We start from the raw sequence: 24,221 nt of genomic DNA, 5'->3' as shown, positions 1-24,221 counted from the left end.
CGATACAGCCCCGCGCCCCTTACGGGGCGCTTCGCCCGCCGCTCCTTCCCAGCCGCCCTTCTCAGCCGCGGGCAGTCGTGCCGCTGGGGCGGCACGGGTGGGCGCTGGGGGTCCCCCCGGCCGAAGGCTGGGGGAGGCACCCCGCAAGCGCGGGCGAGTGAACCCCCCCCGCCCGCGCCCACGACGCACCGCACCCGCTCAGTCCACCTCCGCCACCGCCTGCGCGAACTGCGCCTTGTACAGCCGGGCGTACGCCCCGTCCGCCGCCAGCAGCTCCGCGTGCGCCCCCTGCTCGACGATCGAGCCGTTCTCCATCACCAGGATGGTGTCCGCGTCCCGGATCGTGGAGAGCCGGTGGGCGATGACGAACGACGTCCGCCCGTCCGCCAGTTTGGCCATCGCCTTCTGGATCAGTACCTCGGTACGGGTGTCGACGGACGACGTCGCCTCGTCGAGGACCAGGATCGTCGGGTCGGACAGGAACGCCCGCGCGATGGTGATGAGCTGCTTCTCACCGGCGCTGACGCCCGTGCCCTCGTCGTCGATGACGGTGTCGTAGCCCTCGGGGAGGGTGCGCACGAACCGGTCCGCGTGGGCCGCCCGCGCCGCCTCCTCGATCTCGCCCCGGGTGACCTCGCGAGAGGCGCCGTACGCGATGTTCTCCGCGATCGAGCCGCCGAACAGCCAGGTGTCCTGGAGCACCATGCCGATCCCGGCGCGGAGTTCGTCCCGGGACATGCGGGTGATGTCGACGCCGTCGAGGGTGATCCGGCCGTCGGAGACGTCGTAGAACCGCATGAGGAGGTTCACCAGCGTGGTCTTGCCGGCGCCCGTCGGGCCGACGATCGCGACCGTGTGGCCGGGCTCGACCGTCAGGGAGAGGTCCTCGATGAGGGGCTTCTCCGGGTCGTAGCGGAAGGACACGTGCTCCAGGGCCACCCGGCCGCGGAGTTCCGCCGGTCGTTCGCCCGGCACCGGGTCGGCCGTCTGCTCCTCCGCGTCGAGGAGTTCGAAGATCCGCTCGGCGGAGGCGACACCGGACTGCACCAGGTTGGCCATGGAGGCGACCTGGGTCAGCGGCATCGAGAACTGCCGGGAGTACTGGATGAAGGCCTGGACGTCACCGATGGACAGGGCGCCGGACGCGACCCGCAGGCCGCCGACCACCGCGACCAACACGTAGTTCAGGTTCGACACGAACATCATCAGCGGCTGCATGACCCCGCTGTTGAACTGCGCCTTGAACCCGGCCTCGTACAGTGCCTCGTTCTGCTCGGCGAACTGCTGCGCCGACTCGTCCTGCCGGCCGAACACCTTCACCAGGGTGTGCCCGGTGTACATCTCCTCGACGTGGGCGTTGAGCTTGCCGGTGGTCCGCCACTGCTGCACGAAGTGCGGCTGCGAGCGCTTGCCGATGCGGGTGGCGACCAGGAAGGACAGCGGCACGGTGGCCAGGGCCACCAGCGCGAGGATCCAGGACACCCAGAACATCACCGCGAGCACGCCGACGATGGTGAGCAGCGAGTTGATGAGCTGGCCCATCGACTGCTGGAGCGTCTGGCCGATGTTGTCGATGTCGTTGGTGGCGCGGGAGAGCACCTCGCCGCGCTGCCGCTTGTCGAAGTAGGAGAGCGGGAGCCGGGACAGCTTCGACTGGACGTCCTCGCGCATCCGGTACATCGTGCGGTTGACGGCCCGGTTGACCATCCGGGTCGCCACCGCCATCAGCAGGCCGGCGACGAGGTACGTGCAGAGCGCGAAGAGCAGGACGTCGCCGACCTGGCCGAAGTCGATGCCCTTGCCCGGGGTGAAGTCGGTGCTTCTGAGCATGTCGGCGACCGTGTCCTGGCCGCGCTCGTGCATGCCCGCCAGGACCTGCTCCTTGGTGGAGCCGGCCGGCATCTGCTTGCCGATGACACCGGCGAAGACCAGGTCGGTGGCCTTGCCTAGGATCTTGGGGCCGATCACGTTGAGGGTGACGCTCACGACCACGCAGAACAGCAGCAGGTAGATCGTGAACTGTTCGGGTTTGAACCGGGCGAGGAGCCGTTTGCCCGAGTTCTTGAAGTCCATCGAGCGCGTGTCGGGGCCGCCCCCGGCCATCATGCGTCCCATGGGCCCGGCCATCAGGCAGCCTCCGCTTCCGTCAGCTGGGAGAGCACGATCTCCCGGTAGGTCTCGTTGCCGGCCATCAGTTCGTGGTGGCGGCCGGTGCCGACGACACGTCCCTCGTCGAGGACGACGATCCGGTCGGCGTCTCTGATGGTCGCCACCCGCTGGGCGACGATGACGACGGTCGCCTCGGCCGTCTCCTGGGCGAGCGCGGCGCGCAGGGCGGCGTCGGTCGCGTAGTCGAGGGCGGAGAAGGAGTCGTCGAAGAGGTAGATCTCCGGGCGCTGCACGAGCGTGCGGGCGATGGCGAGCCGCTGCCGCTGGCCGCCCGAGACGTTCGTACCGCCCTGCGCGATGGGCGCGTTGAGCCCGCCCTCCAGATCGGAGACGAAGCCCTTGGCCTGCGCCACCTCCAGCGCCTGCCACAGCTCCTCGTCGGTGGCGTCCGGATTGCCGTACCGCAGGTTGGTCGCCACCGTCCCCGCGAACAGGTACGGCTTCTGCGGGACCAGGCCGACGGTCTTCGCGAGCAGCCTCGGTTCGAGGCCGGAGACGTCCTCCCCGTCCACCAGGACCTGGCCGTCGGTGGCGTCGAAGAGGCGTGCCACCAGGCCGAGCAGGGTGGACTTGCCGCTGCCGGTGGAGCCGATCACGGCGGTCACCTCGCCGGGCCGGGCCACCAGGTCGACGGCCTTGAGCACCGGCTCCTCGGCACCCGGGTAGCAGAAGCCCGCGGCCCGGATCTCCAGATGGCCGTGCCGGCGCAGCTCGGTGACCGGTGCGAGCGGCGGGACGACGCTGGACTCGGTGTCCAGGACCTCCTCGATGCGCTCGGCGCAGACCTCCGCGCGCGGCACCATCATGAACATGAAGGTGGCCATCATCACGGACATCACGATCTGCATGAGGTAGGCGAGGAAGGCGGTCAGGTCACCGATCGCCATCTGGCCGCTGTCGATCCGGTGGGCACCGAACCACACCACGGCGATCGAGGACACGTTCACGGTCGTCATGACGATCGGGAACATCAGCGCGAGCATGTTGCCGGTGGCCAGCTGCATGTCGGTCAGGTCCTTGTTGGCCTTCCCGAACCGGCCCTGCTCGTACTCGTCGCGCACGAACGCGCGGATCACCCGGTTGCCGGTGATCTGCTCGCGCAGCACCCGGTTCACCGTGTCGAGCCGCACCTGCATGGCCCGGAACAGCGGCCGCAGCCGGCGCACGATCAGGGCGACGGAGATACCCAGCACGGGTACGACCGCGACCAGTACCCCGGACAGCGGAACGTCCAGGCCGAGGGCGAGCACGATGCCGCCGACACACATGATGGGCGCCGACGCCATCAGCGTGAACGCCATCAGGACCAGCATCTGGACCTGCTGTACGTCGTTCGTCGTACGGGTGATGAGCGAGGGCGCCCCGAAGTGACCCACCTCACGTGACGAGAAGGACTGCACCCGGTCGAAGACCGCGGCCCGCACGTCCCGGCCGAGCGCCGACGCGGTCCGGGCGCCGTAGTACACCGCACCGATGTTGCACACGACCTGTGCGAGCGAGATGCCGATCATCAGGGCGCCGAAGGACAGGATGTAATCCGTGTCACCCTTCACGACGCCGTTGTCGATGATGTGTGCGTTGAGCGTGGGCAGGTAGAGGGTGGCGCAGGTCTGCAGGAACTGCAGCAGCACCAGGATGGAGATGGGTTTCCTGTAGGGCCTGAGATAGGTCCGCAGAAGTCGTATGAGCACGCTACGTCTCTCGGAGTCGGCGGTGGGGGCGGGGTCGCTGGCCCGGAAAAAGGCGGGTCGCTTGCCCTAGGCCCCTATCGTCCGACACTCCACCCGCGTTACCTCAACCGATTAACCCGACAGCGGACGCACCCGGGCATCCACAGGCGTACGTTTCGCGCCGTTTACGACCGGAACGCTCCCGGATGGGTCTGCTCCCGCACCGAGACGTACTGCTGCCGGACCGCCTGCCCGACGGCCAGCTCGTCACCGGGCTCCAGGACCTGCGCCGCCGCGCCCTGCCACACGGGCGGCGTACGCGGGTCCAGGGTCCCCTGCGAGACCCCGAGCGCCCAGGCCGCCTGCCGGGCCGCCCCGATCGCCGCGTAGTCCGCGGGCTGCGGTACGACGACCTGCGCGCCGAACAGCATCGGCGCCGCCGCCTGTACGGCCGGCAGCTCGGCGGCCTGCCCCAGCAGGAAGATCCGCCGCACCCCGACGCCCCGGTTGCGCAGCACGTCCAGCGCGTCGGCGAGCCCGCACAGCATGCCCTCGAAGGAGGCCCGCGCGAGATGCTCGGCCCGCATCGACTCCCGGCGCAGCCCGGCCAGTGTCCCCGCGGTGTGCGGCAGGTTCGGCGTCCGCTCGCCCTCCAGGTACGGCAGCATGACCAGCCCGTGCGAGCCCGGCGTCGACTTCATCGCCAGGTCGGAGAGGCTCTCCAGATCGGCCAGCCCGAGCAGCTCGGCGGTACCGCGCAGGGCCCGTACCGCGTTGAGCGTGGTGACGACCGGCAGGTGCATGCCGGTGGCGTCGGCGAGCGAGGTGATCATCCCGGAGGTGTCGGCGAGTGCCTCCGTGTGCACGGCCATGACCGACCCCGAGGCGCCCAGCGACACCACGGCGTCCCCGAACCCGAGCCCGAGGCCGAAGGCGGCGGCCATGGTCTCGCCGGTCCCCGCGGAGATCAGCAGCCCCTCCGGGGTGGTGCCGGCCGCGTCGGAGGGCCCGATCACCTCGGGCAGCATCGTCTGGTGCCCCAGGGCGAGTTCGACGAGGTCGGGCCGGTAGCCGCCGGTGGCCGCGGACCAGTACCCGGTCCCGGACGCCCCGCCCCGGTCGGTCGTCCTGCGCACCGGCCGCCCGAGCAGCTGCCACACCAGCCAGTCGTGGGCCTGCAGCAGTACGGCGGTCCGCCGGGCGTTCTCCGGCTCGGTCTTCGCCAGCCAGCGCAGCTTGGTGACGGGCTGTGCGGCCTGCGGCACGCACCCGACCGCCTGCGCCCAGGCCTCCCGGCCGCCCAGCGCGTCGATGAGATCGGCGGCCGCGACCTGGGCGCGCTTGTCGCCGCCGACCATCGCCGGACGGACGGTGTTGCCCTGCGCGTCCAGCGGGACCAGCGCGTTCTGCTGCGCGGACACGCCGATCGCCTGCACGCCCTCCAGGAGCCCGCCCCCGGCGGCCTCGCCGAGGGAGAGCAGCCAGGCCTGCGGGTCGACGTCACTGGGGCGCGCCGCGCCGTCCGGCGTGTCGACCGGGTGCGGTGCGTATCCCTGGCGGAGCACCGCACCGGTGTCCGCGTCGCAGACCACGATGCGAGTGAAATCGGGTGAGCTGTCCAACCCGGCGACTATCCCCATGCCCGAAATTCTGCCGCACGCTCCGCTGTGGTTCGGCCGACGGGCGCCGTTGGGGTGAGGGCCGGGCTTCGTGTGCGGGTGCGTCGTGGCCGGTCGCGCCCACGCGGCGGAGCCGCAAATCGATACGGCCCCGCGCCCCTGGGGGGTTGCCGACGGGCGGGTCGAAAAGTGTGCCTACGTGTTGCTGGTGCCCCAGTCGTCCTCGGCTGCGCCGTTCGGGTTGCGGTCGCGCAGGGAGCGGACCCGGGCCGCCACCGAGTCGGGCATGTGGTCGCCGACCTTCACGCTGACCGTGTGGAAGGCCTTGCCGGCGTAGACGCGGCCCTGCTGGGCGGCGGTCTCGGCGGTGTTGCGGACGGCCGGGTTCTGGGCGACCTGCCGGGCCGACTTCTTCAGCTGCTCGTATCGCTCCCGTCCGGCCCTGGTACCGAGCACGTAACCCAGAGCGAGCCCGACGACGAACGTGAGCTTGTAGCGCATGACGGCCACCCTTCCCTCGTGGGGGAGTCTCGTGGGGAGTACCGATTGGCGGAGCACCCCCCTGCTTGCGCTAATGTATGTGTCGCAGCGAGCGCCCGCCCCCTGGCGAATACCCAGGTAGGTGCGTTCGATGCAACGAGGCATTCCTCCGTAGCTCAATTGGCAGAGCAGCCGGCTGTTAACCGGCAGGTTACTGGTTCGAGTCCAGTCGGGGGAGCTCGGTCCTCCGTAGCTCAATTGGCAGAGCAGCCGGCTGTTAACCGGCAGGTTACTGGTTCGAGTCCAGTCGGGGGAGCATGCTGAACGAGGACCCCTGCTGGGGTCCTTTTTCATGTCCGTCCCGTGCCCGCGGGAACCGCCGGGCCTGCACGGATGTCCTCAAGGTCATGAACGTCGCAGTTCGCCGACCAGCCGAGGCAGGAGATCGTATGAGCGGCTATGCTGCGGCAGACGGCGCGCACACATGTACGCGACACGCCGCTATGGGGCGGTAGCTCAGCCGGTTAGAGCAGCGGACTCATAATCCGTCGGCCGTGGGTTCGAGTCCCACCCGCCCCACCAGCGCAGGGCTGTGACCTGCGGAAACATTCCGTTTTGGGTGTTGGAACGTCAACTTTGCCTGAACGGACTGAATCCGCTGCTCCTGGGTTTGGGGTCCGGCGGTGCTCGGAGGAGCCCAAGCCCCACTGACCTGCGGCGGAGTAGACGAGTTCCGTTGTCGCTCGCCGCCCGGGCGACTGCTCTGAGGGTGGATGCCAAGACCCAGGGGCCGTACGGGGGCCGGGGCGGCGCAGCCGTGTCCAGGCCGACGGTTCGTCCGGGACGATTCGTTGCCCCCCCTTGGCAGGTTGCGCGGCACGGGCCTGTTGTCCCAGAAAGCTCTCCCCGACCCGACCCGACCGCCCGTTCCGGACTCAGCCGGTGCCCGTCGGCAGCGGTTCGTCCAGGAGGAAGGCCCGCAGCAGTGCGGTGTAGCGGCCGGGCTGTTCGCCCGAGATGGAGTGTCCGGCGCCCTTGACGGTCACCAACTCGGAGCCTGCGAGGGTGTGTTGGTACTCGGCGGTCACGGCGGGCTTGATGAAGTCGCACTCCCCTCGCATGATCAGAGAGGGGATGCGCAGGGTGCGCAGACGGGGCCGGGGGTCGGGGAGCTTCTCGAAGTCCCTGACGGTCATCTGGTTGCTGTAGAAGCCCTGAGGGTTGTCGTGCGCCGTGGTGGGCGAAGCGTCCTCACACGAGGTGCTGTCTTTTCCCTGGAGGGCGACTTCGTGCATCCAGTGGTCGACCTCGCGGTCGCCGACCAGTGCGTGCGCGGCGCCGGGGTTGATCTGGAGGAGCAGGCTCGCCGCGATGATGCGGGGTGCGCTGTTCAGCCGGTCGAGCCGGGCCTTCTGGGCGGGGGAGAGGCGGTTCCAGGGTTCCCCGGCCTTGGAGCCGGGGTATTGACGGCCCCACAGCGCGCCCGGCGAGGTGAAGACCGCTTTGGCGACGTGTTCGCCATGGGCGGCCAGGTACTGGGCGGTGAGTGATCCGCCCCAGGACTGGCCGACCAGGATGATCCGGTCGGCGCCGAGTGTGCGCCGGATCGCTTCCAGGTCGGCGACCTGGCGGGCGACGGTGTATCCGGTGACGTTCCGCAGCCGGGTGGAGCGGCCGGCGCCGAGCTGGTCGTAGGAGTAGACGTCGAAGCCGTCCGCCGCGAGTTCACGGCCCCCGGTGGGGACGCCCTCGCCGGGGGTGCCAGGACCGCCGTGCAGGAAGATCACCGGGGTCGGTCTGGCCTTGCCTGTGGCGGGGGCATGGACATAGGCGATGCGTGAACCGGTCGGCAGATCCCAGAACCGCACGCCGGGCGGGGCGGGGGCGGCCGTCGTGGTGGGCATCGGACGGAGGACGGTGACGGCGGCGAGGACGGCGAGGGCCACGGTCAGGCCGGCCGTGAGGAACGCGGTCGCCCGCCGGGCCGGGCGGCGGGCGAGGCCGAACAGGGCGAACGCCGTCCGGCCCAGCAGTCCGCCGGCCAGGGCACCGCCGACGAGACCGACGATGACCAGGACCGGCACGCTCGCGGTGACGAACGCCGCGGCGAGGAAGCCGGCCACCGCCACGGCAGGGGTCAGCAAGAGCGCCAGGAACAGCAGGGCGCCGCCGGCGACACGGTGGAGAAGTATGGGTGACATGCCTTCGAGGCTAGGAAACCGACGCGGGCGATCCGTCCAGCTCAGGGACGGTCCCGCCGCGTGCGAGGGCCGCCCTGCGGCGGGGTGTCACCCCCACTCGACCGCCGTGTCGCCGTCCGCCGCCTGCCCGACGACGCACAGGTCGGGTTCCGCGTCGAGGATCGCCGCGATCCCGGCCCGTACGACGGCCTGGTCGTCCGCGACGGTCACTCTGATCGCCATGGGAACGCCTCCGGGAGCCACACGCGGACCGCACCGCGGTCGGTCGTCGAGAGGGTACCGCCGGCGGCGTCCGCGAGGGCGCGCAGCCGCCGCTCCACATCGGGGACGGTGGGTGCCGGACCGGAGACCTCCACGCCGTCGGGGAGCGTGCGCACGGTGAGGGTGGCGCCCACGGCCATGAGCGCGGAGGCGGTCCGGTACGCGAAGACCTCCACGGCGGCGGGCAGCGGGCGGCGTGCTCCGACGTACCGGACGACGGCGCCGTAGCGCGCGGCCAGCGCGGTGATCCCGGAGACGGTGGGCGGAGGGGCGTCGTCGGCGTCGTCCCCTGCGCGCAGCCCGGACAGCAGGTCCCGCAGCGCGGTCAGTCCCGCGCGGGCCTCTTCCCGCACGGCCGGCAGATCCCCCTCCTCCGCCGCGGCGACGACCGCCCGCGCGTGCCGGAGCGCCGTGTCCCGCAGCCCGGTGGCGAACAGCAGACGCTGCGCGGACACCGCCGCGTCGGCGTCCCCGTCGAGCAGGACCCGCCGCCGGGCGTCCGCGGCCCACAGCCGCTCATGCCGCCGGGCGGTCCGGCGCCCCCACGACCAGACGGCGAGGGCGGGGAGGGCCAGCACGCCCGCCAGCACGGCCCAGGCCGCGGTACGGCTGCCGGTGATGCCGCTGCCGCTCGCCAGCGCGAGCCCGCCCACGGCGGCCACGGCGAGCGGCGCGAGCAGGCCTCGGCGCCACGGCAGACGCACCCCGACGCTGTGGACGAGCGTCAGCTCGACCCACCCGTACACCAGGAAGATGTCGCTCACCGGCGGCTGGGTCCAGCCCGCCCGGTCGCAGGCCCACCACAGCAGCAGCGCCGACAGCACCGCCGCGAGCGCGCGGCCGGGCGACCGTGAACGCCAGGCCAGCGGCACGGCGTGCAGGCCCGACAGCACGACGGTCACCAGCGCGGGCAGCAAACCGCCGAACGGAGCCGGTACGTCGGCCGACAGCAGGCTCGCACCGAGCGACAGCGCGATCGCCAGGGCTACCAGCGCGTAGTCGAGCGCGGCCGTCCCACGCCACCGGGGCCGCCGGCGGCGGGGAAGAACCGTCGCCGCAGGCAGCGAGGCCCGCACGCGCCAGCCCTCTCGACGGCCTTGCCCCACAGGTCCCGCGCGGAACGTCCCGCCCGTCGCGGTGACGGTGGCCGCCAGCCCCGCGAGACCGCGCCCGGTCCCGAGGCCCGGCTCGACGGCCGTACCGCCGTCGTCCGTGACGGTGACGACGAACAGGTGATCGCCGTCGACCTGTACGGGTTTGTCCTGGTCGTCCGTCGGCTCGATCCGGACGCGCACGGTCGCGCCCTCGGCGTACCGGGCCGCGTTGGTCAACGCCTCCCGGACGACCCGGTACGTCGCTTCCGTACTGCCGACCGGTGCCTTGTCGACCGTGCGCCGGTAATCCACCGCGTGCGCGGCGGCCAGCGCGTCGACCTCGGTGAAGCCGGCCGCGGTCGTGTCCAGCTCGGTGAGGCGCTCCAGTTCGCGGACGGCTTCCCGGCCCGCCTCGTCGGCGTGGCGCAGCGCGTCACCGGTCCGTTCCCGGTCGGCGAGCCTGAGCGCGGCGCCCGCGGCCACCACGATCCCGGTCAGCCGATGCGCGGCCACGTCGTGCAGCTCCGCCGCCAGCCGGTCCCGTTCCGCCAGCGCCGCGAACAGCGGGACCGCCGCCGTGCTCGCCTCGTAGTCCGCCAGCGCGGACCGGCGGGCCGACCGGTGCCGACGGGAGCGGCCCGTCGCCCAGACGACCGCCACCACCCCACCGGCCGTCAGCGCGACCCCCGCCACGTAGTGCGGCGGTTCACCATGTACGGCGGGGATCGCGGCGACGGCCAGCGTGAGCACGACGGCTCCCGTGCCCCTGATCCCGGCCTCGGGGTGGCCGGACCGCTGTTCAGGGAAACCTCTTCGTCCCCGGGTGGATTTGTCGTACTGGTGTGGACGGGCACCATCGTCCACACCAGTACGACGGGGATCACAGGGAACAGTGAGGGCGGGAGAACGGTGAGGGGCTCACGATTCGGGGTGTCGGCACTGCTGACGGTGTGCGCGCTGGTTCCCGCGGCGGGCGGTGCGGTCGCCGCGCCGCCCGCCGTGGTACCGGACGGAACCGCGTTGCAGGCGGCGCTGGACCGGGTGACGGCGACCGGCGCGGTCGGCGCGGTCGCCGAGGTCCGGCAGGGCGATGCCGTATGGCGCGGCAGCAGCGGCAAGTCCAGGCTCGACGGCCGGCAACCGGCCCCCGTCGACGGCCGCTTCCGCGCCGGAAGCGTCACCAAGACGTTCACCGCCACCGTGGTGCTCCAGCTGGTGGGCGAGGGGCGGCTGCGCCTGTCCGACACCGCCGAGCGGTGGCTCCCCGGCCTCGTTTCCGCCCCCGGAGGCGACCGGATCACGGTCCGGGATCTGCTCCAGCACGCCAGCGGCCTGCCCGAGTACACCGACGGACTGCTCGACGGCGACGTCCCCCGTGACCGCTTCCGCACCTGGACACCCGCCGAACTGGCCCGACGGGCCGTCAAGGACGGCAACGAGAACCGCCCTCTGCTGTTCCCGCCGGGCACCGACCACCACTACTCCAACACGGACTACATCGTGCTCGGCATGATCATCGAAAAGGTCACCGGCCGCTCCTACCGCACCGAGATCGACCAGCGCATCATCCGGCCCCTCGGACTCCGGGACACCCGCCTGCCGGGCTCCTCTCCCTTCCTCACCGGGCCCCACTCCCACGGCTACGAACCGGTGAAGAATGCGGACGGGACACTCGTCCCGGTCGACTACACCACCGTCAACATGTCCGTCGCCGGCGCCGCGGGCGAGATCATCTCCACCACCGCCGACCTCGACCACTTCTTCCGCACCCTGCTCAGCGGCGGCCTTCTGCGCCCGGTCGAGCTGCGCGAGATGACCGCCGACCCCAGCGGCGGCGGCTGGGGCCTCGGCCTGGAGATCGCCACGCTCCCCTGCGGCACGATCGTGGGCCACAGCGGCGGCACTCCCGGCTACCGCACCGTCTCCTTCCACACTCTCGACGGCACCCGCCAGGTCACCGTGGACTGGACCGACTGGGGCACCGACGCCGACGCCGGCCCCGCGGCCCTCGCCCTGATGACCGCCGCCCTGTGCCCCTCGTAGCCACCAACGGCCGAACTCCCTGCCTGGCCCGCAACGAGGTAGCTGTCGGAAACGGTGGGCTGATGGCGCTCCTGGAATTCGGCCACCCGGTAATCGGCTCCCCCTCAGAGTTGCCAGTCCGCTGATCAGGACCCGTGGCATGTCACTCGTTCCCGCGGATGACTCTTGGTGCATTCCGTCAGACCACGGACGGCCTACCACGGGTCGATGACAAGGCGCGGTGAGGCGCGCACCATCAGCCATGACCTCGACGTGTAAGCCGGATGCCCTCGCCGAGGCGGCGATCGGCGGGCCAGAAGGGACCTTTGCCATGGGAGCATTCGATCGATTCGTGTCGCGGCGGGCCTTCGCTGGTGTGCCGGTGTCGGTGTTGTCGTGGATGGCGGCCCGCAATCTGCCACGGACGACGAGGCCGGCGAGACGGGAAGAAGTCAAGGCGCCCGGCAACACACGGGTCACCGATGATGCTTTCGCCGCGTGCATCGAACCGGTCGTCGCGGTCAATCCACTCGATCCGCGTAACCTCCTGGCCGTCTGCCGGGTGTTCGTCGGATCCGGCATCGGTGTAGCCGCGTACACGTCGTTCGACGGCGGCAGCACCTGGCGCGCGCGGGGCCTGCTGCCCGGCCTGGTACCGGACTTCGACGGCAATCCGACCGTGGCCTTCGACAGCCGTGGCCGTGCGTTCGTGTGCTGCGTCGTGGCCACCCAGGGGCCGCCGCGCCACGGTGATGTCCTGATGTGGCGCAGCGACGACGGTGGGCGCGGTTTCCGGCCATCGGCCACGGCGATCGCGGGTGGTGCTGGGCTGGTGGACCATCCCAGCCTCACGTTCGGCACGGGAAGCCGCCGCGCATCCGCGCCTCTGTACCTCGCCGCGGGGGTGTACGGCACCGCCGACGAGGGTGTGGTCGTCGCCCGCTCCACCGACGGTGGCCGGACCTTCCAGCCCCCGCGTGTACTTGATCCTGCCGCAGGCGCCAGGGCTGTCGCCCCCGTCGCCGCGGCCGGACCGGACGGCTCGCTCACCGTCGCCTACTTCACCCCCTCTCCGAGTGGTGACGTGCTCATCAGAGCCGTCACCTCAGGCGACCACGGCGAGACGTTCACGGAGCCGTGCACGGTGGCCGAGATACCGGCCATGGCGCCGGGTCTGGGAGACGTCACCGCGAAGAGCGGCCCGGCTCTCGCGGCTGCCGCCGACGGCGGTCTCGTCTGCGCGGCCGTCACCGGCTTCGATGACGTGACCGGCATGTCGCGACTGCTGCTGGCGACATCGGCCGGCCCCACCGACCCCACCCCGACGTGGAGCACACCGATGACCGTGGCGGCCAGTGACGAGACGGTTTACCTGCAACCCCAAGTCGCCATCGCCGACGACCACCGCATCGCGATCTCCCTCTATGCACTGTCCCTGGCAACACTGCACATGGACGTCCTGCTCCACATCTCGGACCCGGTGCGAGCAGCATCCACGCAACCTGCCTTCGGGCCGCCCCTGCGCGTCACCACGCGGGCCTTCGATCCCCGGCAGGCCATCGACACCGGCAGCACCCACTGGCTCGGCAACTACCAGGGACTGGCCGCTGCTCCCGGCGATGTCCTCCACCCGATCTGGACCGACACGCGCACCGGCCGCGCGCAGATCTTCACCGCCGCTGTTCGCCGTCCCCGCGCCTGACCCCCGGACAAAGGCGAGCTTGAGCACGCCTCTGCCCGCTCCCTGGAACGGTATGCGCGGCCCGGCGTCGCCCTGTCGCCCGGCACGTTGCCGAACGCGACCCTGCCGGTCGTCGGCGCAGGTGAATCCGAGCGCATCCGGGCCTGGGGCTCATTTCGTTGCTCCTTCGGCGTGGATCTCGGTCACACCCCGCTTAAGCTGCGAGCGTGGATTACAGCGAGCTTGAGGCGGACGTTCTGCGGCTGGTCGTCGGGGCCACCGAGGCCGGCGTTCGCGCGTTCGGTGAGGAGACGGTCACCCGTCTGGCGCGGCCGGAATTGCTGCGCGGTGCGGCCGAGGACGAACTCACCGAAGAAGCCCGGGCGGCACTGGCCACCGCCTGCGCGAACGTGCTGACCATCAGCGCCGCCGAGCTGCACGACGAGCTGGCGACGATCTATGACGGCATCCTGGTCGAGGACGGTCTGGACCCCGGAGTCCTCACCGTCATCAGCGCGTTGGCGCACTGGCAGAGCTACCTGGAGCAGAACCGGCGCGGCGAGGTCTACGAACTCGCCATCCGTTCCATCGAGGACATCGACCAAGAGGTGTCCGCGGATCTCGGCGACTTCCTCGCCACACCGGAGATGGCCGCCGAGTACGAGCGCATCCGGCGGCTGCTGGACCCCGGCGCGGGGCAGGAACGCGGGCCCCACCACAGGTAGTTCTGGAGACGGCTCGCAGAGATGTGAGCGGGCCGTCAGTGGCTGGCTCGTGGTGCAGACCAAGGGGACACATCGGTTTTGGCTCATCGCCTGGACCGCTGTAACCATTCCGGCTTCCCCGACCCCGTCGACGGCGGTCGCATCCGCGCCGCCTTCAGGTACAGGACCCGAGCGTCGGCCAAACCGACCGGGCCGGCCCGGTCCCGCATCTGCCGTTATAACCTCAGTGGTGTATGCCGCCAGTGGAATAAATTGTAGAGGGGGGGCGCGTCCATGGCTTGGTAGATTGTCGTGGTCGAGCCAGCTCTGTCGTGGCTTCACGGCCTGCGCCGCACTGACCGCGACACTCTGCTTCAGGTCAGCCGGGCTGTCACTGTCGCCCCGGCTCGGCAGGGGCCACGGAAGTGCGGTTGCTGTTCGTGTTCGACCCGGACCGGCAGGCCGTGATCCTGGTCGGCGGTGACAAGGCGGGCAACTGGTCCGGCTGGTTCCGCGTGGCGGTGCCCCGGGCGGAGCAGGCGTACGCGGTGACCTCGGTACACCCTTCGACCCGCTGCCCCGACGCCCGTGAGCAGGGAACTGTCCATACCTTGCCCCACCGCCTCCGGCGGGGTGGTTCTGAGCCACGATGCGCCGCAATGTTGGTGATGTATTCTGATGACATACATCACGGATGCTGGAGGTGGTCGATGTCCGTCACACAGATTGATCTCGATGACGAGGCACTCGCCGAGGCCATGCGGCTGATGGGTGTCACGACGAAGAAGGAGACGGTCAACGCGGCCCTGCGGGACTACGTGGCACGGATCAAGCGGCTCGATGCCGCCGAGAAGCTGGCCGCGCGTGGTGCGCGTGGCGAGTTCGAGCAGGCCGCGGCGGCGCATGACGCAGGCAAGCGTGCCCGGCGCGAGGCCTTTGAGTGATCACATACCTGCTTGACACGTCCGCCCTGTGGCACCTGTTCCGCACCCCCGGAGCATTGCCGCCCTGGGAGGGGCACATCGCCGCCGGGGTGTTCCACCTCTGCGAGCCGACACGCACCGAATTTCTGTACTCGGCAACCAGCCCGTCCCACCGGGACGAACTCGCGGAAGAGCTGGACGCACTCTGCCACCTCTCTCCCGTTCCGAAGAACGCCTGGCGTTGGGTCGGCACCGCTCAGTACAAACTGACGCAGCAGGGTCAGCATCGCGCGGCCGGAGCGATCGACCTGTTGGTGTGTGCGACCGCAGTTCACCACGGGCACACCGTCCTCCACGTGGACAACGACTTCGTGACGGTGGCCGGAGTGCTCAAGGAAGTTCAGCAGCGGGACGTACGAGCCTGATCTCCTGGGGCCGACCCGATTGCCGGCCTGTTGACCTCTCGTGGATCGACGCCCAAGTCGCTGTCCCAGTCCCGGGACTGGGAACCTGGCCGCTCCTCTGAGTGCAGCCGTCGCGCCGTCCAGATCCGCGAGCCGTTCAGCGCACGCGCATCCACTGCGGGGAGAAACATCTGATCGGCAGCCTCCGAGATCAGGTCATCGCATGGAGCCTGTCTGTGTCGTGGTGGCTGCTGCTACGTCCGCACCGCATACAGGTTGCCGTCAACGTTGCCGATGTAGACGACGCCGTCGGCCACGGTCGGGGACGACGACACGGCACTGCCGGTGAGGAAGGACCAGCGTTTCTTGCCGGTTGCCGCGTCCACCGCGTACAGCCTGCTGTCCCGGCTGCCGACGTAGACCACGCCACCGACCACAGTGGGAGACGAGTACACGACGTTGTTGGTGGGGAAGGACCAGCGTTTCTTGCCGGTTGCCGCGTCCACCGCGTACAGCGAGTTGTCCCAGCTGCCGACGTAGACGACGCCGTCGGCCACGGTCGGGGACGAGTACACGACGTTGTTGGTGGGGAAGGACCAGCGTTTCTTGCCGGTTGCCGCGTCCACCGCATACAGGTGGAAGTCGTCGCTGCCGACGTAGATCACGCCGTCGACCACCGTCGGGGACGAGGACACGGCGCCGTCGGTGGGGAACGCCCAGCGTTCTTCGCCGGTTGCCTGCACCGCATACAGGTTCTGGTCAGCGCTCCCGAAGTAGACCACGCCGTCGACCACGGTCGGGGACGAGGCCACCAAGCCGCCGGTGGGGAAGTTCCAGCGTCTCCCGCCCGTTGTGACGTCCACTGCGTACAGGCTCTCGTCCCAGCTGCCGACGTAGACCTTGCCGTTGGCCACGGCAGGGGAGGAGAACACGACGTTGTCGGTGCGGAAGTTCCAGCGTTTCTTGCCGGTTGTGGCGTCCACCGCGTACAGCGAGTTGTCCCAGCTGCCGACGTAGACGACACCGTCGGCCACGGTCGGGGATGAGGACACGCCCTTGTCGGTGGGGAAGTTCCAGCGTTTCTTGCCGGTTGCCGCCTCCACCGCGTACAGGTTGTGGTCGGCGCTGCCGACGTAGACCACGCCCCCGACCACGGCCGGGGACGAGGACACGGCGTCGCCGGTGTGGAATTTCCAGAGTGGTGAGCCGCTGGATGTGGGTGGTTTCGTAGATCCGTTACCGGAGTCCGTGGTGTTGCGGGTGAGTAATTTCCAGCCGGTGAGGCCGGCTCCCGCGGTGAGGGCTGTGCCTGTCAGGCCGAGCAGGGCGCGGCGCCGGGATATCGCCTGCTGGGCTCTGGGTGGATGTCCGTGCGGCAGCGGGACCAGGTTCAGCGTCCCTGTCGCCGGGGTGGATCCGGTGGGTGTGGGCCGGCGCGGGGTCGGGGGGACGGGGCGGTGCTGTTCCCCGGTCAGGGGCAGTGCCTGATGCGGCCCGAGGGCGGGCGGCGGTGGGGTCGGCGGTGCCGCTCCGGGCGGTTCGGCAGGTGGGGGAGGCAGTGCTGCTGCGGGCGGGGTGGGCGGTGGGGTGCCGGGGGCGGGGTCTGCTGCCGAAGGCGGTGTCGGGGGCGGGGTGCGGGGCAGGGCGGTGGCGGTGTGTGTCTGGATCAGGTGGGCGATCTGCTCGGGCATCCAGCCGGGCTCGGCCCGCAGCGTGGCCGAGGTCGGCTCTCCGCCGCCCTCGTTGGCGCCGTCCGCGGGGGTGAGTCGGTCGAGGAGGTGGGCGATGGTGGGGCGTTGGTCGGGATCCTTGGCCAGGCAGGCGGCCACCACCTCGCGCAGTTCGGGTGGCAGGGCGGCGAGGTTGGGGGGTTCGTGGACGGCGCGGTAGTGCAGGGCGTGGGGGGTGCCGGTGCCGAACGGGCCGACTCCGGTGGCGGTGTAGGCCAGCACTGAGCCGAGGGCGAAGATGTCGCTGGCGGGTCCGACCGGGCGGTCGGTGAGCTGCTCGGGGGACATGAAGCCGGGGGTGCCGATGGTCATGCCGGTGTGGGTCAGCGCGCTGGCGTCGACGGCCACCGAGATGCCGAAGTCGATCACTCTCGGGCCGTCGGCGGCCAGGAGGATGTTGGACGGTTTGAGGTCGCGGTGGACGACGCCGGCGGCGTGGATCGCCTCCAGCGCCTCGGCCAGCCCCGCCCCCAGCGCGAGGACGGGCCGGGTGGGCCAGGGGCCGTGCCCGGCGATTGCCTGGCCCAGGGAGACGCCGGGGACGTAGACGGTGGCCAGCCAGGCCGGGGAGCCGTCGGGGTCGGCGTCGACCACGCCGGCGGTGAAGGCTCCGTTCACCCTGCGTGCGGCGGCCACCTCGCGGGCGAAACGGCGCCGGAAGTCGCCGTCCCCGGCCAACTCCGGGCGTACCACCTTCACCGCGACCGGACGCCCTCCGGGCGAGCGCGCCAGATACACCCGGCCCATGCCGCCCGCGCCGAGCCGTGCCACGATGCGGTAACGCCCCACCAGTCGCGGGTCTTCCGGCCCCAGGGCCTCGAACACTGCCACCCCACCCCACGCTCCCTGCCCTGCGGCCTCCGGGGCCGCTGTCGTAGAGGGCACATCATTCCCGACAGCCTCGTCCGCTCCCACCGCGGAAGGCCGACACCTGCAGTCGGAAGCTTCGTGCGGGGCCGGTATGACGAGTGCGGGCGGGGCGGGTGGTGGGGCTGGTTGCCGGCCGTACGGTGACGGCCTGGTCGCTGAAGGCAACGGTGAAGACGCGTACGGACCGCTCAAGCCAGTTGCGCCGGATGACGTACTTGCAGCCCGTGTACGTGTGGCCGGGACGGGATCCGTGTCCCCGTGCCGTGGTCGAGGACGCGGCCGGAGCTGTCGACGGCGTCGCCGCACTGGTAAAGAAGTGGTAATGTCTGGTCGGCAGGTTCAGCGTCACCTTCGGGTACGTGCCCGAACTGGCTGTGCAGACCCGGCTCCCGGCGTCCGCGTCCCTGCCGAGGACCTTGCAGTCGGCGCAGCCCTTGACAGCGACCGGCACGGTGCAGAGGATCCCCGCTGCTCGACGATCGTGGCGGCCTCCTCGCGGCGACCGCCGCGCACGGTGGCGGCCTCCCGGAGCTGTACCCCTCTTCCGCGTACCACCTGGGCTCAGGCGACCGCACCCCCCAGACCCTGAACGCACTGACCGGCGGGTACGGCTCTCGGCGTACGGTCAGGAGTTCCCGCGCTGGAGTGCGTACAGTGTGGCGCCGTGTTGGTTTTCCAGCGTCTTTCCGTTGGGGCCCTGGAACGGCCAGGCCAGGACGTAGAGCGTGCGGCCGACCGGGCACGCCGCGGCGCCGCCGTTGGCGGTCAGGGGGTGGTGCCAGCGGGAGGTGCCGGACGCGGGGTCCAGGAAGGTGAGCGTGCCCCGGTCGGTGTACTTCGTGGCGCGACTGGGGACACAGATCGTGCTGCCGGTCAGGACAGGGCCCTTTGAGTCGACCTGGGTTCCCATGTCGCGGGTCCAGCGGCGGTGGCCGGTGGCGGCGTCGAAGACCTGGACGACGTAGGAGCCGGTCAGTTCGGGAAACTTGTTGCCCCCGGCCACGACGGTGTCGCCGGAGACGAGGAGAGGGGTCCGTACCATGTCGATGTCGGTGTCCGACTGCCAGCGCACACGGCCGGTCGAGGCGTCGATGGCGACGAGGGTGCTGCGGTACTGGTCCCCGTAACGGCGAACCACCGTGTACAGCGTGCCGCCCGCCCGCTGGATGTTCAACTCGGTGCCGACCGGCAGGTTTCCCGCCCGCCGCAGGACCGTTCCCGAGACGGCGTCGAGCGTGATGAGCGCGTTGTGCTCCTCGTCGGCGCTGGCGCTGCTCGGGCTGGCGGTGACGTGGAGTTCGCGTCCGGCCAGGACCGGGGCTCCCAGGAAGCCTTCCGAAGAGAACTTCCAGCGCAGTGCGCCGGTCGCCAGGTCCAGCGTCCACGCCATCGACCCGTCGTCCTGCACCCCGGTGGTCAGGTACACCAGGCCGTTTCCGGTCACCGGCGCCGACGGTCCCGTCGCCCTCGCGGACAGTTGGGTGCGCCACTTGGTCCAGCCGGACCGGGTGTCCAGCGCGTACAGGACGGTCTTCGAGGCCACGGAAGTCTCCCCGATCACCACAAGCATGGTGTCCCCGGCAGGTGTCGGGGCGTGCCGGGTCAGACCGTCGAGTTCGCGTTCCCAGAGCACGCGGCCCGAGGACGTCTCCAGACCGTTCACCACCGTCCGTCCGCCGGTGCGGACCCCGGTGACGCAGACGACGCCCGCGCCGAACGCCGGTGCGGACTGGCTGTCGAGCCCCGACAGCGCCTGCCACCGCTTGCCGCCGCCGGACTGCTCCACCGCCACCACCCCGCCGAAACCCGACAGGTACAGGACCCCGGCGTGCGCGTTCAGCACCGACGGATACAACCCGTCCAGCGGCTTGGACCACACTTGCTTCCACGGCCACTGCGCCGCGCCGCTGTCGAAGAGCCGCCAGATGCCCACCCCGCCGGCCGCCGCAGCCAGACCACCCGCGCCCAGAACCATGAACCGCCGCCGCCCGGCGGACCGCCCCGGCACCGCCCCGTCAGCCGTCGTCATCCCGTCAGCCGCCTCCGTTCCACACCGCCGCACATGGCCCGTCCGACCCACCATTCTCGCCCAACTGGCGCCTTTTTAAAGGAACTTCAGCCGTCCTGATGGTCGGGGCGGAGCCTCGCCTGCCGGGACCGTCCTCGGACGGGTTCCTGTTCGGGTGAGGGCGGGACCGCCGGCACATGTCGGCAGAGACCTCACGGTGCCAGCGCGTCAAGTCCGCGGCGGCGAGTTCGGTGGTCACCGCCGAGAATGCGTTCTGGCGATGTGCCGAGGGACCGAGGAAACAGCCCGCAGAGAGGACAGAACGGCCCCGGGGTCACTCGACCCTCTCGTGCAGTGCCGTGTGGTTCGGTGGTCAGGCCGCCGGGACGATCGCCGACGGCTTCGTCCAGTCATCGAGCAGAGCAGTGAGCTGTTGCGAACACGCCGGCGCCAATGGGGCGGCAACTGGCATGCAGACCGCTCGGTGAGAGCTACGAACCTTCGGCGTCCGCCTGGGCCGCGAGCGGGCTGGGCTTCTCGACGGGGCCGCGGACGTCTCTCCTCCTTGGGGAACACCAGACCTGTTTGGCGAAGAGCCGACCGCTCATTCCGGATGTGTTCACAGATGCGCCGGTTCCGGTACACAGGGCGCGGCTCTGATGAGCCCGGCACCCGCAGCACGCCCCGAACACCCGGGAGAGACCAGATGACCAGACGTTACGTCAGACCCGCGGCCGTCCTCGCCGCCACCGGAGTCCTGGCCGGAGTGACCGCCGCCCAGCCCTCCGCGTTCGCCGCCTCCCCCCGCCCGGCGGCCGCCGCCAGGCACGTTCTGCTGATCTCCGTCGACGGGCTGCACCAATCGGACCTGGCCTGGTACATCGCCAGGCACCCGAAGTCCGCGCTGGCCCGGCTGGTCGGCGGCGGCGTGGAGTACACCCACGCCAGCACCACCACGCCGTCCGACTCCTTCCCCGGCATGGTCGCCCAGGCGACCGGCGGAAGCCCCGGAACCACGGGCATCTACTACGACGACACCTACAACGCCGCGCTTCTCCCGGCGGGAACCACCAGCTGCAAGGACGTCAAGCCCGGGGCCGAGGTGGACCTCACCGAGGACCTGGACAAGAACCAGGCCTCCATCGACGCCGGTCAGGGCCTCGCGGGCCTGCCGGACAGCATCCTGTCGATGACCGGCCACCCGGCGAGCCTGATCAACGCGTCGAAGCTGCCGGTCGACCCGAAGACCTGCAAGCCGGTGTACCCGCACTCGTACCTCAAGGTGAACACGATCTTCGAGGTGGCCCGCAAGGCGGGTCTGCGCACCGCCTGGTCGGACAAGCACGCCGCCTACGAGATCCTCAACGGCCCCTCAGGCACCGGCGTCCAGGACCTGTTCACTCCGGAGATCAACAGCGACGCCCTCGGCTACGCCGCCGGCCACGACTGGACCACGGACAACAAGGCCACCGAGCAGTACGACGGCTACAAGGTGAAGGCCGTCCTCAACGAGATCGACGGCTTCGACCACAGCCGCACCCACAAGGTCGGCACCCCGGCGATCTTCGGCCTCAACTTCCAGTCGGTCTCCACCGCGCAGAAGCTGCCCGCCTCCGACGGCCTCACCGGCGGTTACACCGCCAAGAACGTCCCGGGCCCGCTGCTGGTGAAGAACCTGGACTTCGTCAACACGGAGATCGGCGCCCTGACCGCCGAGATCCGCAAGCGGCACCTTTCCGGCAGCACCGCCGTCATCCTCTCCGCCAAGCATGGCCAGTCGCCCACCGATCCCGCCGCGCTCACCCGCGTCGACGACGGCCCGCTGCTGGACGGCCTCGACGCCGCCTGGAAGAAGCTGCACCCCGGCGCCGCCGATCTGGTGACGCACGCGGTGGACGACGACGCCATGCTGCTCTGGCTCTCCGACCGCTCCGCGGCCGCCACCGCCTTCGCCAAGAAGTACCTGCTCGCACAGAGCGGCACCGGCACCGACATCAACGCCGCGCCCAAGGCCTACACCCACAGCGGGCTCAGCAAGGTCTACGCCGGCCAGGCCGCGGCCGACTACTTCCACGTCAAGGCCGGCGACGCCCGGGTCCCCGACCTCCTCGGCGTCGCGCAGTACGGCGTCGTCTACACCGGCGGCACCAAGAAGGTCGCCGAGCACGGCGGCGGCCACTCCGACGACCTCGCCGTCCCCCTCGTCGTGTCCGGCGCCTCCGTCCCGGACGGCGTGCGCGACTCCGCGGACGTCCAGACCAAACAGATCGCACCGACGATCCTGAGCCTGCTCGGTCTCGACCCCCGCTCCCTCAAGGCCGTGCGCGAGGAGCACACTGCCGTGCTGCCGGTCCGCTGACCCGTTCGGTGCGCCCCGGCCGCGTAAGCCCGAGGGCGCACCGGCCGCAGACACCGCCCGGCTCGCCCATCGGCGGCCGGGAAACCCCAGTCGTCTCGGCGGGCGCCGGACGCAGGTGCGGGCGGCCTCGCGGAGGGTACCCGGGTCGTCGTCTGCACCCTCGACCGATGTCCGGTCCGGCTGAGGTGAAAGCCTGCGTGACGCGGACAGCCCGTGCGACATCAACACCGTGCAGGGTCCAGGACCTGGCCGCTCCACGTGGCCGCGACGTACCCCAAGAGATGGTCCGATGCCGGCGAGCCGCTCCGCCCGAGTAGTAGGGGCGGGATCTCTGCGCGGTGGAAGGGAAATCCGTTGTCCGGAGGCTCCATCCACTTGGCTGATCTGGACGGACACGTCTGCTGCTGTGATGAGCGTCTGCCTCAAAGACCCTCAGGGGCCGTTGAGGGGCCACAAGGACAGGAACGGATCGACAAGCGCTGCATAGGGTTGACACTGATCAACACGTCGGACCTGCGAAAACGTCAAGTATGGGCGTTGATCGGCAAAGGCCGCCAAGATCCTCGATGGACTCATAATCCGTCGGCCGTGGGTTCGAGTCCCACCCGCCCCACCATGCAGGCGCCTGACCTGCGGAAACGTCTCATCTGGCGTGCGGATGCAGGACTTTGGGCCGCGGGACTGAATCCGCTGCTCGTGAGTTCAACTCTGTGGCTGTCAGTGTGCGTTGGGATCGCTTTGACCTGCGCGGACGTAGCGGCCTGCGGCTGGAGGACGGCGTCGTGGGTGGGCTGTGCGAGCGTCTGGACGTCGAATTCTGGACGCCGGCTGGACACGAGGATCCGGAAGCGGTGTCGCCCGGTGGCCTCTGGGTGTCGGGAGACGGCCCAGGCTGCAGCGGACTGGCCGTCAGGCGGCCGGGTCGGTCGGAAGCTCGGTGCGCCTCGGTACCGTGCGAGTTCTACTGCCTGAGGTCGATCGTGCGGACCGGCTGCCCTGTTGTGCGGGCGATGGTTTCGAAGGTCGCGGTCGAAGTGCAGCAGCGTCAGTCCCGCTTCCTCGGCGGTCGCGGCAACGAGGAGATCGACGGGTCCCGCGCCGCGGCGCTCCCCTTTGGCCGTCAGTTGTTCCTGCACGGTGCGCGAGCGGCGGAAGACGCCGTCTGGCATGGGGCACCATGCGTAGTGGGCGTCGAGTGCCGCCTTCAAACGGGTACGGTCCGCGGCCGAACGGGCCGAGTACAGGACTTCCAGTTCGGTGAGGTCGCAGATCGCGACGAGGCCGGCGGCGATCCTGTCGTCCCATTCGGCCGTGTTCTGGCGGAGCAGGGCGCGAACGAGGGCAGAGGTGTCGATGAGGTGGTCGGCGACGGTCACTCGTCGGCTCCGGCGCCGGGGTCGTTGCCCAGGCCGGCGTTCGCGGGGCGGTATTCGTGCTTGTCCAGGAGCAGGTCGATGTCCAGGGCGCCGTCGGCCACCAGGCTGCGAGCTTCTTCGAGCGCGCGCAGGCGCCGGTAGCGGGCGGTGACTTTCCGCAGGGCGGTGTTGATGGTGTCGCGCTTGGTGGTCGTACCGAGTTCTCTGGCGGCTGCTTCCAGTGCCTCGTCGTCGAGATCGATGACCGTCCGACTCATGGTGACCCCCTCCGGCGGAATGTATCAATCGGAATGTATCAATCAGGGTGTATCGATATATAAGATCTTTTGTATACGGCTGCTGCCGCGGAGGCGACGGCGCCGCGGTGGCATGCCGGAGGGTACGGAATCGCGTTGTGGCCGGGCGCTCGGCTCAGGCGGGCGCGTTCAGCCGGCCTTCCGTGGGCGTCTTCGGGACGCAGGCTGGACACAAGGATCTGGTGTTCCTGCCGGTGGCCGTGGCGACCGGGATCGGTGCCCACCTCGGATCCCGGCCGGTCGGGCGGATCGGCGGCCGTCCCACCGCCGTGGCGGCCATGGTGATCGCCTCGTTGCCTGCCCGGGATCGAAGGAAGCCGCTGTGCGCCGACCGAGTGCACGCGCTACGCTCGG

Annotated in this window: 15 protein-coding genes, 4 tRNA genes and 2 pseudogenes; 10 read left to right on the top strand and 11 right to left on the bottom strand. The window is 70.4% G+C overall.

Going from position 1 to position 24,221, the window contains the following annotated elements; all coding sequences use genetic code 11:
- Window positions 1-198 precede the first annotated feature (198 nt).
- From ABZ887_RS42540 to ABZ887_RS42525, 4 genes are all read right to left on the bottom strand, one after another.
- Window positions 199-2,127 (bottom strand): ABC transporter ATP-binding protein, encoded by a 1,929-nt coding sequence (locus tag ABZ887_RS42540; protein ID WP_361302786.1) that lies wholly within the window; start codon window positions 2,125-2,127, stop codon window positions 199-201.
- Window positions 2,127-3,860 carry an ABC transporter ATP-binding protein gene (locus ABZ887_RS42535; RefSeq protein ID WP_361302783.1) on the bottom strand — a complete coding sequence of 578 codons (1,734 nt, stop codon included), beginning with the start codon at window positions 3,858-3,860 and terminating at the stop codon, window positions 2,127-2,129. The genes ABZ887_RS42540 and ABZ887_RS42535 overlap by 1 nt, the downstream gene beginning before the upstream one ends.
- 164 nt (window positions 3,861-4,024) lie before the next feature.
- Window positions 4,025-5,479 carry an FGGY family carbohydrate kinase gene (locus tag ABZ887_RS42530; RefSeq protein WP_361302780.1) on the bottom strand — a complete coding sequence of 485 codons (1,455 nt, stop codon included), beginning with the start codon at window positions 5,477-5,479 and terminating at the stop codon, window positions 4,025-4,027.
- A gap of 174 nt (window positions 5,480-5,653) precedes the next feature.
- The gene (locus tag ABZ887_RS42525; RefSeq protein WP_361302777.1) at window positions 5,654-5,959 is read right to left on the bottom strand and encodes a YtxH domain-containing protein; all 306 of its coding nucleotides are present in this window, start codon (window positions 5,957-5,959) and stop codon (window positions 5,654-5,656) included.
- Window positions 5,960-6,103: 144 nt separating this feature from the next.
- Between ABZ887_RS42525 and ABZ887_RS42520 the strand changes: the two genes are divergently transcribed.
- The 3 genes from ABZ887_RS42520 (at window position 6,104) to ABZ887_RS42510 (ending at window position 6,520) form a co-directional block, all read left to right on the top strand.
- Window positions 6,104-6,176 (top strand) — tRNA-Asn (locus ABZ887_RS42520).
- Between the two features lie 5 nt (window positions 6,177-6,181).
- Window positions 6,182-6,254 (top strand) — tRNA-Asn (locus tag ABZ887_RS42515).
- A gap of 189 nt (window positions 6,255-6,443) precedes the next feature.
- Window positions 6,444-6,520: transfer RNA gene (locus ABZ887_RS42510), tRNA-Ile, on the top strand.
- 353 nt (window positions 6,521-6,873) lie between these two features.
- On the opposite strand, the gene ABZ887_RS42505 is transcribed toward ABZ887_RS42510, so the two are convergent.
- The 3 genes and pseudogenes from ABZ887_RS42505 to ABZ887_RS42495 all read right to left on the bottom strand — a co-directional run bounded on the left by ABZ887_RS42505 (window position 6,874) and on the right by ABZ887_RS42495 (window position 10,244).
- Window positions 6,874-8,139 carry an alpha/beta fold hydrolase gene (locus ABZ887_RS42505; protein WP_361302774.1) on the bottom strand — a complete coding sequence of 422 codons (1,266 nt, stop codon included), beginning with the start codon at window positions 8,137-8,139 and terminating at the stop codon, window positions 6,874-6,876.
- A 99-nt stretch (window positions 8,140-8,238) separates the two neighbouring features.
- A pseudogene (locus tag ABZ887_RS42500) lies at window positions 8,239-8,361 on the bottom strand (DNA-binding response regulator); the annotation flags it as partial.
- On the bottom strand, window positions 8,346-10,244 hold the full coding sequence (locus ABZ887_RS42495; RefSeq protein WP_361302771.1) for a histidine kinase: 1,899 nt from the start codon (window positions 10,242-10,244) through the stop codon (window positions 8,346-8,348). The pseudogene ABZ887_RS42500 and the gene ABZ887_RS42495, both read right to left, overlap by 16 nt.
- Window positions 10,245-10,403: 159 nt before the next feature.
- Here ABZ887_RS42495 and ABZ887_RS42490 point away from each other — a divergent pair, with 159 nt between their 5' ends.
- From ABZ887_RS42490 to ABZ887_RS42470, 5 genes are all read left to right on the top strand, one after another.
- On the top strand, window positions 10,404-11,537 hold the full coding sequence (locus ABZ887_RS42490) for a serine hydrolase domain-containing protein (RefSeq protein ID WP_361302768.1): 1,134 nt from the start codon (window positions 10,404-10,406) through the stop codon (window positions 11,535-11,537).
- Window positions 11,538-11,778: 241 nt separating this feature from the next.
- On the top strand, window positions 11,779-13,218 hold the full coding sequence (locus ABZ887_RS42485) for a sialidase family protein (protein ID WP_361302765.1): 1,440 nt from the start codon (window positions 11,779-11,781) through the stop codon (window positions 13,216-13,218).
- A gap of 206 nt (window positions 13,219-13,424) precedes the next feature.
- The gene (locus tag ABZ887_RS42480) at window positions 13,425-13,922 is read left to right on the top strand and encodes a hypothetical protein (protein WP_361302762.1); all 498 of its coding nucleotides are present in this window, start codon (window positions 13,425-13,427) and stop codon (window positions 13,920-13,922) included.
- A 689-nt stretch (window positions 13,923-14,611) separates the two neighbouring features.
- Window positions 14,612-14,845: a type II toxin-antitoxin system VapB family antitoxin gene (locus tag ABZ887_RS42475; protein ID WP_030606313.1), complete on the top strand. Its 234-nt coding sequence runs from the start codon at window positions 14,612-14,614 to the stop codon at window positions 14,843-14,845.
- Window positions 14,842-15,249 (top strand): PIN domain nuclease, encoded by a 408-nt coding sequence (locus ABZ887_RS42470; RefSeq protein ID WP_361302759.1) that lies wholly within the window; start codon window positions 14,842-14,844, stop codon window positions 15,247-15,249. Before ABZ887_RS42475 ends, ABZ887_RS42470 begins: the two co-directional genes overlap by 4 nt.
- 233 nt (window positions 15,250-15,482) lie before the next feature.
- On the opposite strand, the gene ABZ887_RS42465 is transcribed toward ABZ887_RS42470, so the two are convergent.
- Both ABZ887_RS42465 and ABZ887_RS42460 read right to left on the bottom strand, forming a co-directional pair.
- The gene (locus tag ABZ887_RS42465) at window positions 15,483-17,789 is read right to left on the bottom strand and encodes a serine/threonine-protein kinase (RefSeq protein ID WP_361302757.1); all 2,307 of its coding nucleotides are present in this window, start codon (window positions 17,787-17,789) and stop codon (window positions 15,483-15,485) included.
- 664 nt (window positions 17,790-18,453) lie between these two features.
- Window positions 18,454-19,857: a PQQ-binding-like beta-propeller repeat protein gene (locus ABZ887_RS42460; protein WP_361302754.1), complete on the bottom strand. Its 1,404-nt coding sequence runs from the start codon at window positions 19,855-19,857 to the stop codon at window positions 18,454-18,456.
- A gap of 685 nt (window positions 19,858-20,542) precedes the next feature.
- Here ABZ887_RS42460 and ABZ887_RS42455 point away from each other — a divergent pair.
- Both ABZ887_RS42455 and ABZ887_RS42450 read left to right on the top strand, forming a co-directional pair.
- On the top strand, window positions 20,543-22,195 hold the full coding sequence (locus ABZ887_RS42455; protein ID WP_361302751.1) for an alkaline phosphatase family protein: 1,653 nt from the start codon (window positions 20,543-20,545) through the stop codon (window positions 22,193-22,195).
- Between the two features lie 532 nt (window positions 22,196-22,727).
- Window positions 22,728-22,811: transfer RNA gene (locus tag ABZ887_RS42450), tRNA-Met, on the top strand.
- Window positions 22,812-23,156: 345 nt separating this feature from the next.
- Here the strand turns inward: ABZ887_RS42450 and ABZ887_RS42445 are convergent.
- Window positions 23,157-23,571, bottom strand: a pseudogene (locus ABZ887_RS42445) (PIN domain nuclease).
- Window positions 23,568-23,828, bottom strand: coding sequence for a type II toxin-antitoxin system VapB family antitoxin (locus ABZ887_RS42440; protein ID WP_361302748.1), 261 nt, complete (start codon window positions 23,826-23,828; stop codon window positions 23,568-23,570). The pseudogene ABZ887_RS42445 and the gene ABZ887_RS42440 overlap by 4 nt, the downstream one beginning before the upstream one ends.
- Window positions 23,829-24,221 lie beyond the last annotated feature (393 nt).

Origin of the sequence: Streptomyces sp. NPDC047061, assembly GCF_040643955.1 — a bacterium.
Lineage (GTDB): Bacteria > Actinomycetota > Actinomycetes > Streptomycetales > Streptomycetaceae > Streptomyces.
This window is presented reverse-complemented; position numbering and strand designations above follow the sequence as displayed.